A 14,083-nucleotide genomic window follows, 5' to 3' on the forward strand; every position below is an offset into this window, starting at 1 on the left:
GGGGAGCGTGCAGAGAACTGGAAGCGTGTGGGGGAACAGTCAGCGCCGCCGAGCCAGCAGCGCCACGGCCAGCAGCGCCGCGAACGCGACGACCACACCGAAGCCGGGACCGGCCGCCTCGGTCGTCGACCCGTCACCGCCGGGGTCGTCGGCCGGGTCGGCGGGCGACGAGTCGGCCGGTGCGTCCTCGCCGTCGGTCTCGTCACCGCTGGCGGTGCCACCCCCGTCGTTCGACAGCGGTTCGACGGCGACCGAGCCGGGGCTGTAGGCGGGCGCGACTCGACTGCCGTTGTCGGCGTCGACCTGCGCGTCGGTGACGCGGACGGCGGTGGTCCCGCCGCCGGTGCCGGTCACTTCGACGGTCGCCAGCGTGACGTTCGTCGCGCCGGGCGGCGTGTCGGTGACGGCGGCTTCCAGCGTCACGCGCTGGCTGTCGCCGGCGATTGCGGGATCGGTCGACAGCCGGAACGCGTCCGGATAGCTGGCGTTCGTGATCTCGGCGACGCCGCCCTCGGAGAGTTCGAGGGTCACCTCGTAGCCCGACAGCCCGGCCGGGGCGCGCGAGAGCGCGAGCCGGAGCGTGCTCGTCTCGTTGTCCTCGACCGTCGCGTTCGTGACGGTCAGCTGTGCGCCGTCGTCGGCCGTCGCCGTCCCGGTCCCGCCGACCAGCAGCAGGCCGGCGAGGAGTGCGAGGGCGGCGACCGTCTGGGTTCGTGTCATGGCTGTCGGGGTGAGAGGGGGTGTCGGGAGTCGGTCGGCTTACTGTTCCTCGTACAGTTCGACCACGTCGTCGTAGTCGATCTTGCCGTTCTCGTTGAAGTCGTAGGCCTCGACGTTCATCGTCACCGCGTCGCTGTCGAGGTTCTCGAACAGGAGTTCGATGTCGGCGTAGTCCATGCGGCCGTTGCCGTTCACGTCCTCGTACTTGCCGTCGCCGTCGGGGTCGGTCGGGGCCTTGCCGGCGGGGCCGCTCCCCAGCGCGGGCGGGCCGGTCACGACGACGCCCATCCGTTCCTGCACGTCGATCTCGTCGCCGCCCTCGGCGTCCATGTTGTGGACGTCGATCCGGAGGTCGGTCGTGCCGGTGCCGGCGGCTTCGAGTTCGAGCGTGGCGAGCGTGACGTTCTGTGCGCCGGGCTGGACCTCGCCGTCGAGGTCCGCGACGCGGAGTTCGGCCGCCTGGCCGTCAGCGGCCAGTTTGGGCTCGGCGGTGAGTCCGAGCGCGTCGTTGTAGTCGACGCCCGTGATCTCGGCGACGCCGTCGTCGCTGGTCGAGACGGTGAGCCGCGCACCCGAGAAGCCCTTCGGCAGCGAGGACACCGTGAGGTCGACCTCGGCGGTGCCGGTCTGGCTGAGCGCGGCGGACTCGACGTCGATATCGACCGGCGGCTGGTAGACGTAGAGCGCGTCGTTCGGGAAGGAGGCGGGGCCCTCGTTGAAGCCGTCCTCACAGCACAGCACCCGGCCGTCTTCCATGGCGTAGACGTTGTCGATGTTGGCGACGCCGTCGTCGCCGTCGGGACGCTGGTCGCTCCCCACGCCGAAGTCGGGACCGACGATGACCGGTTCGAGCCGGGAGACGTTGTAATCCTGTTCGAGTTCGCCGCGGAAGACGATCCCGCCGTCGATCCGTTCGAGTTGGATGTCGCCCTCCTCGTCGGCCAGCGCGTCGTTGAACTCGGAGATACCGAAGTAGACGTACTCGCCGGGACCGGCACCGTCGCGGCTGTCGACGCCCTCGGCCTTGTTGAACTCGATGGACGCGCCGATCTCCTTGGCGGCGGCACGCGTTTCGAGGAACGGGACCATCCGGAGGTCCTCGTCGACGCCGTCGTGGCCGTTCGCCTCGTACTGGCGGGCCCACTCGACGATCTCCTCGTTGGTGATGTAGTTCTGGTTGCCGTTCTCGACGACGGTCCTGTCGGCCTCTTCGAGGACCGCGTCGGTGACCTCGTCGCCCTCGCTCCAGTTCTCGGTGTGGGCTTCGAGGTAGTCGACCTGGGTCACGTCGTCGTACTGGGCGATCCACTCCTCACACTCCCGGTTGCTGGCGTGACCCAGCGGGAGCCACTCGACTTCGAGGTCGGTCTGTGCCGGGTTGTTCCGGTCGTCCGACTCGGCGGCCGACGCCGCGTCGTTGGTGATCTTCGGGGCGTACAGGGTGCCCTCGACGTCCATCGGGTCGTCGTAGCTGTCGATCGCCTCGTCGGCGACGAACTTGTAGATCCCCTTGTTGTCGCCGTCGGAACAGCCGTAGACGGTCTTCCTGTCGGCCTGGATGTTCGGCGCTTCCCAGGAGGCACGGCCCATGACGTAGTACTTGACCGGCTGGGGCGGGTCGGCGGCCGGCTCGCGGAAGTCGACGTGGTAGCCGTAGCGGTACGGGTTCGGGTAGACGTCCCCGATGGGTTCGGTCGTGTTCTCGCCGTCGCCCTGATCGACCTGGTCGGCACCGAGGTAGTAGGCCAGGAACTCGACGCCGTCCAGCGCCCAGTAGCCCTGGACGTACCAGCCGTCGTCGTAGTAGTCACCGACGGCACCGTTGATGCCGGTCGGGTTCGGTCGGTTCCAGAACTGGCAGCCGCCGATCATCCCCTTGCCGGTGCCGGCCTCGACGATGTCGCCGACCGTGTTGGTCAGGGAGACCCGCGGGTGGGCGTAGTTCTCCTCGGAGGAGATCATCGTGTTCCACGGGCTACGGTCGCCGTAACAGTTGATCCGGGTCCCGCCGAGTTCGCGCAGGGGCTCGGTGTTGGCGAGGTTGATGGCCTCGTCCATGTCGGCCTCCCACTCGCCGTCGTCGGTCTGGCTGATCGGGACGCGGCTGACGTTCCCGGGGCTGTTCTCCCAGTTGGTGAACAGGTACCCCTCGGTGCCCGCGTCGTTCGTGGGCACGAACTGGTTACAGTCCGGGTTGGTCGCGGCGGCCCCGTACTGGGTCCCCTCGAAGTTGTCCTGCGTGACGTTGGTCCCGTCCGGCGTCTGGGTCACGCCGAGCAGTTCGCTCCCGCCGTTGATCTGTTCGCGAGCCTGGGCGAGCATCACGAACTCGTGGTTGGCCGAGAGGACCTGGCCTTGCTCCTCGACGGTCGAGGGAACGGGCAGTTCCTCGAAGTCGTCGTTGTCGCCGTCGAACTCGAAGGTGAAACCGCTGAAGTAGCCGACACCGGCCCGGTCGTAGGGCGGCTGGTTGGCCTTCGCGTCCGGGCTCGAAACGCCGTCACCGCGCACGCCCGTCGCCGGGTGCTGGAGGCTGTACAGCAGACCGCCGTTCTCGAACACGAACGGGCCCGTGACCTCCGCGCCGAAGGCGGTCGTCGAGAACCGCTTGATGCTGCCGACGACGCCGGGCGCGCCCGCAGTATCCGTTTCGGAAATCTCTGTCTCTGAACCGGTCGCGATCCCCACCACACTGGCACCCAGTGCGGCCGCGACTGACGATTCCATCAGGTTTCGCCGAGTTAGATCCACCATGCAGGCGGAGAGCAGGATGCACGTACAAAACCGCTTTATATTACCAGTATGTTGGAAAGAAGAAGGTACGTTCCCGTAAGTGCAACGCGGGGCAGTACGTGCGACTACGTTTGCGAGTGTTTGACAATCGGCACTGACGCCACGGTCGGACACGTCGGGACGGCGACGGACGACGAGCGGGAGTCGGACGACAGCAAAAAAACCGGACGGTCGACGACCGAGACGGAGGAACGGTGGGGGCGGCGCCGTGTCCTGGCCGCTATCCTTCGGCCGCTGACTCGTCGGGGTCGTCCTCGATGCCCTGCTCGACGGCTTTGCGCTGAATCTTCTCGGCGCGTGCCCGGACGTTCCGGAGCAGTCGCCGGATCTTCTCGGGGCGCTCCGCGAAGTAACAGCTCAGCCACTCGGTGTCCGCGCCGGGGAGCGTCCGCATGTACGCCGCCATCGTGTCCCGCCCCGCCGAGACGATGGCCGGCGGCACGCCGCGCTCGCCCGTGTCCGCCTCGACGAAGCCGTTCACGTCGAAGTAGACGGCGGCGTACAGCGTCGCGACCTCGGGGTCTTCGAAGGTCTTGCCGCAGTGGTCCGGTGCCTCGAACCGATACCGGGTATCCTCGCCATCGGTCAGTTCGACGACCCGGACACCCATGATGTACTCCTCGTAGACGGTCTCCTCGGTGTCAGCGGCCTGGTCCACTTGATGGGACATATCCGGAGTTCGACCGCGCCACCGCTTTAGTTTAAGTAATTCTGATACGTTTCGCTCAGAGCGGGACAGATGGCTCTATACTCTCAATAGAGTGGGTGAGGGAGAAGCCACGGGTGAGAGTCGGTCGCGGTATCCTGGCGCGGTCGTTCGCTACCGAAGGGGCACGGCTCGAGTGCCGTGGGTTTTTGCCACTCGACTGTCTGGTTCGGCGTACTCGAATGCGCTCGCGACGTTCGTATCTCGGTGTCCTCGGGGCGCTGGGTGTCCTGGGGCTGAGCGGCTGTCAGAGTGCAGAGGATCCGACGACCGAATCCGCGCCTCCGGCGACGGCGCGACCGACGGCCACGGAGTCGGCGACGGCGTCGCCGACCGGGCCGCCGCCCGCGTTCCACCACGTCGGCGATAGTCTGACCATCTCCGACAACGAGCAGTATCACTCGACCCACCCCGGCGTCGTGTTCGAGGAGGAGCGGGCGGAGCTGGGGCCGTCTACCGGCCGGTTCGAGGTCGAGAACGCAGAGACGGGCGCGACGCTCGCCGTCGTCCCGTCGGACTCGATCACGCTGGGCACGCAGGCCTCCGTCCGACTGTTGCTCTACGGTGCCGACGGGACGCCCACCGAGAGCCCGAAGTTGATCCAGAAAGTCGACACGCGAGAGCGCTACCCCGTCCGCGTCTCGGGATCGGTTGCGGACGTGTTCGACGGGATGGCCCCGCCGCTTCGGATCCGGTACCTGTCCGACGGCGAGACGCGATACGAGACCGGGACCCAGCGGGTCGTCGTCGGCTACTCCGGGCTACTCCAGCAGTCCGGCACGAGCGGCGAGATTCGACTGTGGGTGCCCCGGCAGGGACTTCCGCGAGACCTCTCGGTCGACGGGGAGCTCGTCCACGAAGATCGGGACCCGGTCACGTTCAGCCTATCCTACGCACCGTCGTCGGACCGGTTCGCGACGACCGTCGACGTGGCCGACCTCCGGAACGGGAGCTACGACTGGACACTCGATTTCGGCTTCGAGAACCGCACGTTGCTCCAGTTCGGGAGCCGGTGGGGTGGTCGGGAGTTCGAGGCGATCCCGGAGATCGAAGTGTCGAATTGAGTCCCCGACCGACCCGCTTTACGTGCCGAACGCGCCCGACACCGCTATCGAACGTGCGCGGTGCGGGTGCGGTAGTGGTGCGGTGCGGCGGACAGCAAGTCGTCGAACCGCACGCGAGGGCCGTCAGGCCCGAGCGCGCGGAACCGGCGCGCCCGACGAACGGGAGGGCGCGCCGATTTTTGGCCGAGCTTTTTGCCTGACCGAGCGCCCCGGAGGGGCGCGAGAGAAGTGCAAAAAGGTCGTCTTACATCATCCCGCCCATACCGCCGCCCATGCCGCCCATGCCGCCCATACCGCCGGGGCCGCCGGGGCCGCCTTCCTCCTCGTCGCCTTCGGTGGAAAGCTCGGAGGCGGCGATGATGTCGTCGATCTTGAGGACCAGGTTCGCGGCCTCGGTGGCCGACGAGAGGGCCTGTTCCTTGGCGTGGGCCGGTTCGACGACGCCGGCCTCGTAGGTGTCCTCGACGTCGCCGGTGAAGACGTTCAGGCCGGCCCGACTGTCGCCGTCGTCGTGGGCGGCGCGCAGGTCGACCAGCGTGTCGATGGGGTCGAGGCCGGCGTTCTCGGCGAGGACGCGGGGGACGAGTTCCAGCGCGTCGGCGAAGGCCTCGACGGCCAGCTGTTCGCGGCCTTCGACGGAGTCGGCGTAGTCACGCACGCGGCGGGCGAGTTCGACCTCGATGGCACCGCCGCCGGCCAGCACGCGGCCGTCCGAGACGGTGGCGGCGACCACGTCGAGCGCGTCGGAGATACCGCGTTCGAGTTCGTCGACGACGTGTTCGGTCGAGCCACGCAGCAGGAGCGTCACGCCGTGACTGTCCGTCCCTTCGACGTAGAACAGCTCGGCGTCGTCGTCGCGGGTGAAGTCACCGGTGCCGAGGTCGTCGGCCTCGACACCGTCGAGGTCGGAGACGATGTTCGCGCCCAGCACTTCGGCGAGGAACTGCATGTCGGTCTTCTTGACGCGGCGCAGGGCCAGCACGCCCTCCTTGGCGAGGTAGTGCTGGGCCATGTCGTCGATGCCCTTCTGGCAGACGACCACGTCGGCCCCGCTGTCGACGATCCGGTCGACCTTCGCGCGGAGCTGTTCTTCTTCCTGCTCGATGAACGACTGGAGCTGGTCCGGGCTGTCGACCGAGAGGGAGGCGTCGGCCTCGGCCTCCTCGATCTCGATGGGCTGGTCGAGCAGCATGACCGAGGCGTCCTCGAGGTCGGTCGGCATGTCCTCGTGGACGGGGTCCTTGTCGATGACTGCGCCCTCGAGCAGTTCGGAGTTGCCCGCGGAACTGCCTTCCTGAGTCTCGATGTTGAGGAACTCCAGATCGACGACGTGGGAGCCGTCCTCGGCCTCGACGGTGACGGCCTGGACGGCCTCGTAGATAAGCTGGCTGAGATGTTCCTTGTTGAGTTCCGCGCCCTTGCCGGTCATGGAGGTCTCGGCGACTTTGCGGATGGTCTCCTCGTCGGTGGGGTCGACCGACTCGGCGATGTCGTCGATCTCGGCCTGGGCGTGTTTGCTGGCGATGTCGAAGCCGCGGATCATCGCCGTCGGGTGGATGTCCTGGTCGAGCAGGTCCTGGGCCTGCTTGAGGAGTTCGCCAGCGATGGCGACGGCCGTCGTCGTCCCGTCGCCGGCCTCGTCCTCCTGGGTCTCGGCGACTTCGACGATCATCTCCGCAGTCGGGTTGTCGATGTCCATCTCCTGGAGGATGGTCACGCCGTCGTTGGTGACGGTGACCGACCCCATCGAGGAGACGAGCATCTTGTCCATCCCCTTCGGACCGAGTGTGGACTGTACCGACTCCGCGACCGCGCGAGCAGCCGCGATGTTGTGTTCCTGTGCGTCCTTGTCTTTCATCCGCTGGGCGTCCTCGCCCATGATGATCATCGGCTGCCCTTGCATTCGCTGCTGCTGGCTCATAATCAGGCGAATGATTGAAAGTGCTTCTATAAAAAAGTGTCGTCCCGGTGGCGAGCGGGCGACTGTCGCGCGGAGCCATCCGAGAACCGGATCCGGTCGCCTGCGACGGGTTTCGGTCGACCGTGTGTCGGATTCGCACACTGCTGGTCGTCGACCGGACTCCGAAATCGGGGCCTGTTTAAGTGATCAGTCGGCGAAGTCGAGGATTCGGTCGGCGACGGCGTCGGGGCGTTCGGCGTGCAGGAAGTGGCCGGCGTTGTTCAGCACGTCGAGGTCGGCGCGGGCGTCGAAGCAGTCGGTGACGCCCTCGAAGAGGTCGGCCCCGATACAGCCGTCGTGCGCGCCCGCGAGGACGAGCGTGGGCACGTCGATCCCGGCGATCTCCTGTTCGGACCGGCGACGCGGCAGGAACATGTCGAAGAAGTCCCGGTAGTACCGCAGCGCGGCCTCGACGGTCTCGCCGGTGCGGAACGTGTCCTTCACGGTTTCGAGGTGGTCCTCGTCGTAGTCCCAGTCGGGGCTCCAGAGTTGCCAGAGCCGCTCGATCAGCGCGAAGTCGTTCTTGCGGAGTATCTCCTCGCCGTGGCCGGGGACCTGGAACTGGTTCATGTACCAGCTCCGCACGGCCTGCGTGGCGTAGTCGTCGAACTGCGACCAGAAGTTCGGCGGGATGGCCATCGAGACGCAGGTCCCAAGCCCGCGACCGCCGGTGACCGCCGCCGTCGTGACGGCCATCCCGCCCCAGTCGTGGCCGACCACGAGGGGGTCGGGGTCGTCGAGTTCGCCGGTCAGCGCGAACACGTCGGAGGCGAGCAGCATCGGGGAGTAGTTGCCCGGCTCGGTCGGCGGGCGCTCGGTCTCGCCGTACCCCCGCATGTACGGGGCGTAGCACGTGTAGCCCGCGTCGGCGAGTCGTTCCATCAGCGGCACGAACGTCCGCGGCGCGTCCGGGAAGCCGTGCAAGAGCAGGGCGTCGCGATCCCCGTCCCCACAGGAAAGCGCCGCGAACTCCAGTCCGGTCGTGTCGAGCGTCGTCTCGGTAACTGCTGGCGTCGGCATGTGTCAGGCCACACTACCGGCCCGGATTGGCCTGTCTCCCGAGACGTGAGGGCGTTTATACCGGTTCCCGCCAGTTCACCGTGACCGTCCCGACGACGAACTCGTCGTGGGTCGCGGGATCGCGGCGGATGCGGAGGGTGTTCTCCCCCTCGCGGAGGTCGGGGACCCGAATCGTCGTCATCCAGTACTGCCAGCCGTCGCCGGGCGGCACGTCGAAGCCCGAGAGCGCCCGGTCGTTGACGACGATCTCGTGGCCGTAGGCGTCGACGCCGTAGGCCTGGAGTTCGAGATACGCGTCGGTGGCCTCGGCAGTCGGGACCCGAAAGGACTGCTCCGTGGACCGATCACCGACGAACTCCGCCCACGGGACGTCGAGCGCGTTCGGATTCTCTCCCAGATGTTCGCGCACTTCCAGCAGGCGGTAGTCGGCGCGAGACTGCTCGCTCATAGCGAAAGTTGCTATTCAGCCTACAAGAATCCCGAGGGTCGGCGGGCGTCAGCGCGCGCCGCGGTCGAAGTCGACGTTATCGAATTCGGGCGGACGCTTGCCCTCGGTCGCGTAGACGTACAGTGCGGTCTTGGCGATGGCACCGAGCGCCGTCGAGAGGAGGGCGGCCCCGAGGATGACGACCGCCGCGATGGCGACGGCGACGAAGAAGCCAGCCCCGCCGCTGAGCCCACCGAGTGCGAAGAACACGACGGCGGCGATGGCGAGGCCGATCAGCACGAACACGACCGAGACCAGGCCGACGCCGAAGTTCGCGCCCGCGGTCTCGCCCCAGGTGTTCTTGAACGTCTCGCCGCTGCGCTTGAACATCTCCAGCGGGCCAACGTCCTCGAAGACGATCACCGGGATGATGAAGTAGGTGATGATCGACCAGGCGACGCTGACGACCAGGGCGATGATACTGCTGACGATGCTGTCGTCGCTCTCGATGGCCCGGAGCAACATGCCGACTGTCGCCGAGATGACCGCCCAGACGAACAGCGGCGTCTTGTGTCGCCAGGCGGCCTTCAGCCCGGACTTGACGGAGGGCTCGCGTCCCTCGAAGCTCTCGCGAGCGCTGTAGACCAGCCCGGCGTTGAAAAACGAGGCGATGAAGGCCGTCCCCAGGTAGAACACGAAGAGGACGACGAACGCCATCGTTCCCTCGAACAGGTTCAAGACGTACGATCCACCGAACAGCAGTGCGATAAACAGCAACCCTGCAACCCCGCTGATCACCGGGAACAGTGTCAGTTCCGGCTCCTTGCGGAGGACGCGGAGGCTGTCCATCGACAGGTTCCAGCCCATCTTCAGGCGGCTAAAGATCCCCATACGGGTTCTTTTGACGCAGAAATCACATATCTGTTTTGGATTGTCGCGTTTGCGGTCGTGGCGGGAGCGGTGGCTGTGCGGGATCGGTGCGGTGGCTGTGCGGGAGCGCTGCGGTGGCTGTGCGGCGAGTTATTGTACCGAACTCGCGGCGGTGCCACGAGTTCGGCTTTTTTCGCCCACGTTTTTTGGCGGGGGTTGAGCCGCGAGCCCCCGGCTCGCGGCGAGGTCGTCCGAAAGAGCGCGGAGCGCTCTTTCGTGATCACGAGAGAGCTTCGCTCTCTCGAACGACCCCCGTGAAAAAAGGTGGTGCGCCAGGACTGGGATTTGAACCACGGTCGTTCCCGTTCGCTCGTTGCACTCGCTCACCTCCCACTCCCTAATTCAAATCCCAGAAAGTCGTTTTGCCACTCACGAGTTGTTCGTGGCAAAAGCGCCAGGACTGGGATTTGAACCCAGAATCCCGGAAGGGAACACGCTTTCCAGGCGTGCGCCTTACCGTTCGGCCATCCTGGCTCGGTTTGATTTACTCAGGTCGGTCGGTTAAGCACTTTCGTTCCGCGTCGGAACGTGGCCGGACGGTCCAAGCGCCAGGACTGGGAGTGAGCGAACGCACCGCGTTCGCGAACGCCGATAGACGAGCGGAGCGAGTCTATCGGAATTTGAACCCAGAATCCCGGAAGGGAACACGCTTTCCAGGCGTGCGCCTTACCGTTCGGCCATCCTGGCTCACGTGAGCCTATCGCCGTTCCGCGTTTAACGTTTACCCTTTGGGGCGTCCGCGGGAACGCCGAACTGATAGAGGTAGCTCACCCCGGTCGCGCCGACCACGACGAGGGCGGCCACGGCGAACTTCACCAGCCAGGCCACCCGTTCGGTACTCACGAGTTCGTACCCCTGCAACAGGACCAGAAAGGCCAGCCCGCCGACCAGGCCCCACAGCAGGCTCGACTTGAGACGGGGGTCCATCAGGTCGTGGCGACGGCCTCGATCTCGACGCCGACGCCTTTCGGGAGGTTGGCCACCTCGACGGCGCTACGAGCCGGCGGTTCGTCCTCGAAGTAGGTGGCGTAGGTGTCGTTCATGGCCTCGAAGTCGTCGATGTCGGCGAGGTAGACGGTGACTTTCAGCACGTCGTCCATGCCGGCGCCGGCCTCGTCGAGGATGGCGGCGAGGTTGTCCAGGGCCTGTTCGGTCTGATCGGCGATGGGGGCGTCGTCGAGCAGGTCGCCGTCGGGCGTCAGGGGAATCTGGCCGGCGGTGAACACCAGCGAGTCGGTGGCGGTGGCCTGGCTGTAGGCCCCGACCGCCGCGGGTGCGTCGTCGGTGGTGACGGTGCGTTTCATACCCCTCACCCGGGCCGGCGCGGACTTAAACACCGGCGGTAGAGAGGCCTGCCGGCACCCACCTGCTTTTTCGGCTGGCCGGTGAGGATCTAGGCATGACCGATGGCGTCGAACCCCCGGAACTCACGGCCGACCGCATTCTGACTCTGGACGACGACCGCTTCACGACCGACAGCGTGGCGCTGGTGACCGGCGCGGGCTCGGGCATCGGCCGCGCGACCGCGGTGGCACTGGCCCAGAACGGTCTCGCCGTCGCGGCGACCGACGTGGACGAGGAGGGACTGGCGAACACGACCGAGAAGGCCGCGGAACTGGACACGAGCGGCGAGATCCACGAGATCGCCGGCGACCTGACCGACGACGAGGACGTGCGGCGGATCGTCGACGAGGCCGCCGAGGTGGGCGACCTGCGTTACGTCGCCAACATCGCGGGCCTCCAGCACATCTCGCCGCTGCCGGAGTTCCCGATGGAGAAGTACGACCTGATGCACGACGTAATGCTCCGGGCCCCGTTCCTGATCGCCAAACTCGTCATGCCCCACATCCGCGAGACCGACGACGGCGTGGGCGCTATCGGCAACATGTGTTCGATCCACGGCCACACGGCGACACAGGACAAGGCCGGCTACATCACCTCCAAGTTCGGCCTGCGCGGGCTGACGAAATCCATCGCGGCGGAGGGCGACGGTCCCCTGCGCGCGTTCACCGTCTCGACGGGGTACGTGAAGACGCCGCTGGTGACCGACCAGATCCCAGACACCGCCGAGGAACGGGGCATCTCCGAGCAGGAGGTCGTCGAGGACGTGATGCTCGGGGAGTCACAGGTCACAGAGATGATGGAGCCGGTCGACGTGGCGAACCTCTTCACGTTCGGGTTCTCGAAGTACGGCCAGCACCTCGACGGCGAGGACCTCACCTGGGACGGCGGCCACCTCTCGACGTACGAGTAGAGTTACGTGGGTCGGCCGTCGAAGCAGTGACATGAGCGACGAGGCGAACGTCGCAATCGCGTGCCAGGGCGGGGGCAGTCACACCGCGTTCACCGCCGGCGTCCTCTCGGAGTTGCTGCCCGCCGTCGACGAGCGGGGCGACCGGTTGGTCGGCCTCAGCGGCACGTCGGGGGGTGCGTTCGCGGCGCTGGCCGGCTGGTACGGCCACCTCGCCGACGACACGACCGCGCCGGCGGTGCTGTCCGATCTCTGGACGGAACTGTCGGCCTCGGCCCCCGCCGACAGGGCGGGCAACGACACGCTGGTCTGGACGACTCGGCTCGAGAACATGGGCGTCCCGTTCCCGGAGGTCAGTCCGCACCAGCACCCGTTCACGGGCTGGGGACAGGCCCGGCTCCGGCGGGCGCTGGAATCGGTCGTCGACTTCGACGCACTCCCCGGGCTGGCGACCGCCGCGGCCCCCGAACTGGTCGTGGGCACGGTCGACATCGAGGCCGGGACGTTCGAGACGTTCGCCAACGCAGACGTGACGCCCGCGGCGGTGCTGGCGTCGGCGGCGGTCCCTGCACTGTTCCCGGCCGTCGAGATCGACGGCGACGAACACTGGGACGGCCTGTTCTCGCAGAATCCGCCGATCCGTGACCTCTATCACGTCCCACCGGAGCGCAAACCCGACGAGCTGTGGGTCGTCCAGATCAACCCCCAGACTCGCGAGGGCGAGCCGACCTCGATGCGGGAGATCGCCGACCGCCGCAACGAACTCGCGGGCAACCTCTCGCTCAACCAGGAACTCCACCTCGTCGAGCAGATCAACGAGTTCGTCGCCGAGGGCTACCTGCCCGACGACGAGTTCCGCCACACCGAGGTCCGCCGGGTCGGCTTCGACGGCGACCTGGGGTACGCCTCGAAACTCGACCGCAGCCCCGAGTTCGTCGACGAGCTGATCGAGACGGGACGCGAGCGAGCGACCGACTTTCTCGACGGGCTCTGAGGGGCTACAGTAGCACTTCGGTCTCGTAGCCCGCGTCTTCGAGGGCGTCCAGCACGGTCTCGACGTGGTCGTGACCGCGGGTCTCCAGATCGAGTTCGACCTCGGCGTCGTTCAGCGCCACGTTCCGGGACGTGCGGTCGTGGCGGATGGCGTAGATGTTCGCCCGGTGCCGCGAGAGGATGTTCGTCAGCTCCTCCAGCGTGCCGGGCCGGTCCTTCAGGACCGTGCGGAGGCGCAGGTAGCGACCGGTCTTGACCAGCCCCCGCAGGATCACCGTCGTGAGGGTGTTGAGGTCGATGTTCCCGCCACAGAGCGTCGGGACGATCACCTCGTCGTCGGCGTACTCGAACTGGTCTTCGAGGACGGCCGCCAGCGGGACCGCACCCGCGCCTTCCACGAGGGTCTTCGAGCGTTCCAGCAGTTTGGTGAGCGCGACGGCGATCTCCTCGTCGCTGACCGTCACCACCTCGTCGACGCGTTCCCGGATGATCGGGAAGGTCTCGTCGCCGATCCGGCGGGTGGCGATGCCGTCGGCGATGGTCTCGACGCTGTCGCGCTCGACGATCTCGCCCTTCGCCAGCGACGCGGCCGCGCTGGAGGCCCCCTCGGCCTGGACGCCGATCACGCGGACGTCCGGATTCCGGCCCTTGATCGCGGTGGCGATCCCGCTGATGAGCCCCCCGCCGCCGATGGGAACGACGACCGTCTCGACTTCGGGACAGTCCTCGACGATTTCGAGGCCGATGGTCCCCTGCCCGGCCATCACCATCGGGTCGTCGAAGGCGTGGACGTAGGTGCGGCCCTCCTCGCGTTCGATCTCGTGGGCGTGGTCGGCGGCCTCGCTGTAGTCCTCGCCGTGGAGGACGACCTCGGCCCCGTAGTTTCGGGTGGCCTTCACCTTCGAGACCGGGGCGGGTTCGGGCATGACGATCTTCGAGTCGACGCCGGAGCGCGTGGCCGCCAGCGCGACCCCCTGTGCGTGGTTGCCGGCGCTGGCCGTCACGACGCCGGCCTCGCGCTCGGCGTCGGTCAGCGTCGCGATGCGGTTGGTCGCCCCGCGGATCTTGAACGCGCCCGTCCGCTGGAACGTCTCCAGTTTCAGGTGGACCGCCGCGCCGGTCATCGCGGAGAACGTGTGGGAGTACTCCAGCGGCGTGTGTCTGGCAGTCTCGGCGACCCGCTCTCTGGCGGCCTCCACGTCGGCGAGTTCGAGCATAG

13 protein-coding genes and 2 tRNA genes are annotated in these 14,083 nt (G+C 67.2%); 3 read left to right on the forward strand and 12 right to left on the reverse strand.

The window, feature by feature from the left end; translation table 11 throughout:
- Positions 1 to 39 precede the first annotated feature (39 nt).
- The 3 genes from ACOZ4N_RS13020 to ACOZ4N_RS13030 form a co-directional block, all read right to left on the reverse strand.
- Positions 40 to 720, reverse strand: a complete 681-nt coding sequence (locus ACOZ4N_RS13020) for a PGF-CTERM sorting domain-containing protein (RefSeq protein ID WP_424016797.1) — start codon at positions 718 to 720, stop codon at positions 40 to 42.
- Between the two features lie 39 nt (positions 721 to 759).
- Positions 760 to 3,474, reverse strand: a complete 2,715-nt coding sequence (locus tag ACOZ4N_RS13025; RefSeq protein ID WP_424016798.1) for an alkaline phosphatase PhoX — start codon at positions 3,472 to 3,474, stop codon at positions 760 to 762.
- A 259-nt stretch (positions 3,475 to 3,733) separates the two neighbouring features.
- Positions 3,734 to 4,183: a hypothetical protein gene (locus ACOZ4N_RS13030; RefSeq protein WP_424016799.1), complete on the reverse strand. Its 450-nt coding sequence runs from the start codon at positions 4,181 to 4,183 to the stop codon at positions 3,734 to 3,736.
- 218 nt (positions 4,184 to 4,401) lie between these two features.
- Between ACOZ4N_RS13030 and ACOZ4N_RS13035 the strand changes: the two genes are divergently transcribed.
- Positions 4,402 to 5,283, forward strand: coding sequence for a hypothetical protein (locus ACOZ4N_RS13035; protein ID WP_424016800.1), 882 nt, complete (start codon positions 4,402 to 4,404; stop codon positions 5,281 to 5,283).
- 244 nt (positions 5,284 to 5,527) lie between these two features.
- Here the strand turns inward: ACOZ4N_RS13035 and thsB are convergent, their stop codons facing one another.
- The 8 genes from thsB to ACOZ4N_RS13075 form a co-directional block, all read right to left on the reverse strand.
- The gene (gene thsB / locus ACOZ4N_RS13040) at positions 5,528 to 7,204 is read right to left on the reverse strand and encodes a thermosome subunit beta (RefSeq protein WP_424016801.1); all 1,677 of its coding nucleotides are present in this window, start codon (positions 7,202 to 7,204) and stop codon (positions 5,528 to 5,530) included.
- Positions 7,205 to 7,390: 186 nt separating this feature from the next.
- On the reverse strand, positions 7,391 to 8,263 hold the full coding sequence (locus tag ACOZ4N_RS13045) for an alpha/beta fold hydrolase (RefSeq protein ID WP_424016802.1): 873 nt from the start codon (positions 8,261 to 8,263) through the stop codon (positions 7,391 to 7,393).
- A gap of 55 nt (positions 8,264 to 8,318) precedes the next feature.
- Positions 8,319 to 8,711 (reverse strand): DUF7383 domain-containing protein, encoded by a 393-nt coding sequence (locus ACOZ4N_RS13050; protein WP_424016803.1) that lies wholly within the window; start codon positions 8,709 to 8,711, stop codon positions 8,319 to 8,321.
- Positions 8,712 to 8,759: 48 nt separating this feature from the next.
- Entirely contained in the window at positions 8,760 to 9,581 is an 822-nt protein-coding gene (locus tag ACOZ4N_RS13055) for a DUF6159 family protein (protein WP_424016804.1), read from the reverse strand.
- A gap of 431 nt (positions 9,582 to 10,012) precedes the next feature.
- Positions 10,013 to 10,094 (reverse strand) — tRNA-Ser (locus tag ACOZ4N_RS13060).
- Positions 10,095 to 10,166: 72 nt separating this feature from the next.
- Positions 10,167 to 10,307, reverse strand: a tRNA-Ser gene (locus ACOZ4N_RS13065).
- A 27-nt stretch (positions 10,308 to 10,334) separates the two neighbouring features.
- On the reverse strand, positions 10,335 to 10,547 hold the full coding sequence (locus tag ACOZ4N_RS13070; RefSeq protein ID WP_424016805.1) for a hypothetical protein: 213 nt from the start codon (positions 10,545 to 10,547) through the stop codon (positions 10,335 to 10,337).
- Positions 10,547 to 10,924 (reverse strand): Rid family detoxifying hydrolase, encoded by a 378-nt coding sequence (locus ACOZ4N_RS13075; protein ID WP_424016806.1) that lies wholly within the window; start codon positions 10,922 to 10,924, stop codon positions 10,547 to 10,549. Before ACOZ4N_RS13075 ends, ACOZ4N_RS13070 begins: the two co-directional genes overlap by 1 nt.
- A gap of 95 nt (positions 10,925 to 11,019) precedes the next feature.
- Here ACOZ4N_RS13075 and ACOZ4N_RS13080 point away from each other — a divergent pair, with 95 nt between their 5' ends.
- Positions 11,020 to 11,874, forward strand: a complete 855-nt coding sequence (locus ACOZ4N_RS13080; RefSeq protein ID WP_424016807.1) for an SDR family NAD(P)-dependent oxidoreductase — start codon at positions 11,020 to 11,022, stop codon at positions 11,872 to 11,874.
- A 31-nt stretch (positions 11,875 to 11,905) separates the two neighbouring features.
- Entirely contained in the window at positions 11,906 to 12,865 is a 960-nt protein-coding gene (locus ACOZ4N_RS13085) for a patatin-like phospholipase family protein (protein WP_424016808.1), read from the forward strand.
- A gap of 4 nt (positions 12,866 to 12,869) precedes the next feature.
- Here the strand turns inward: ACOZ4N_RS13085 and ilvA are convergent, their stop codons facing one another.
- Entirely contained in the window at positions 12,870 to 14,081 is a 1,212-nt protein-coding gene (ilvA, locus tag ACOZ4N_RS13090; RefSeq protein WP_424016809.1) for a threonine ammonia-lyase, read from the reverse strand.
- Between the last annotated feature and the right edge of the window lie 2 nt (positions 14,082 to 14,083).

Source organism: Halorientalis pallida (assembly GCF_049605515.1).
Classification (GTDB): domain Archaea; phylum Halobacteriota; class Halobacteria; order Halobacteriales; family Haloarculaceae; genus Halorientalis; species Halorientalis pallida_A.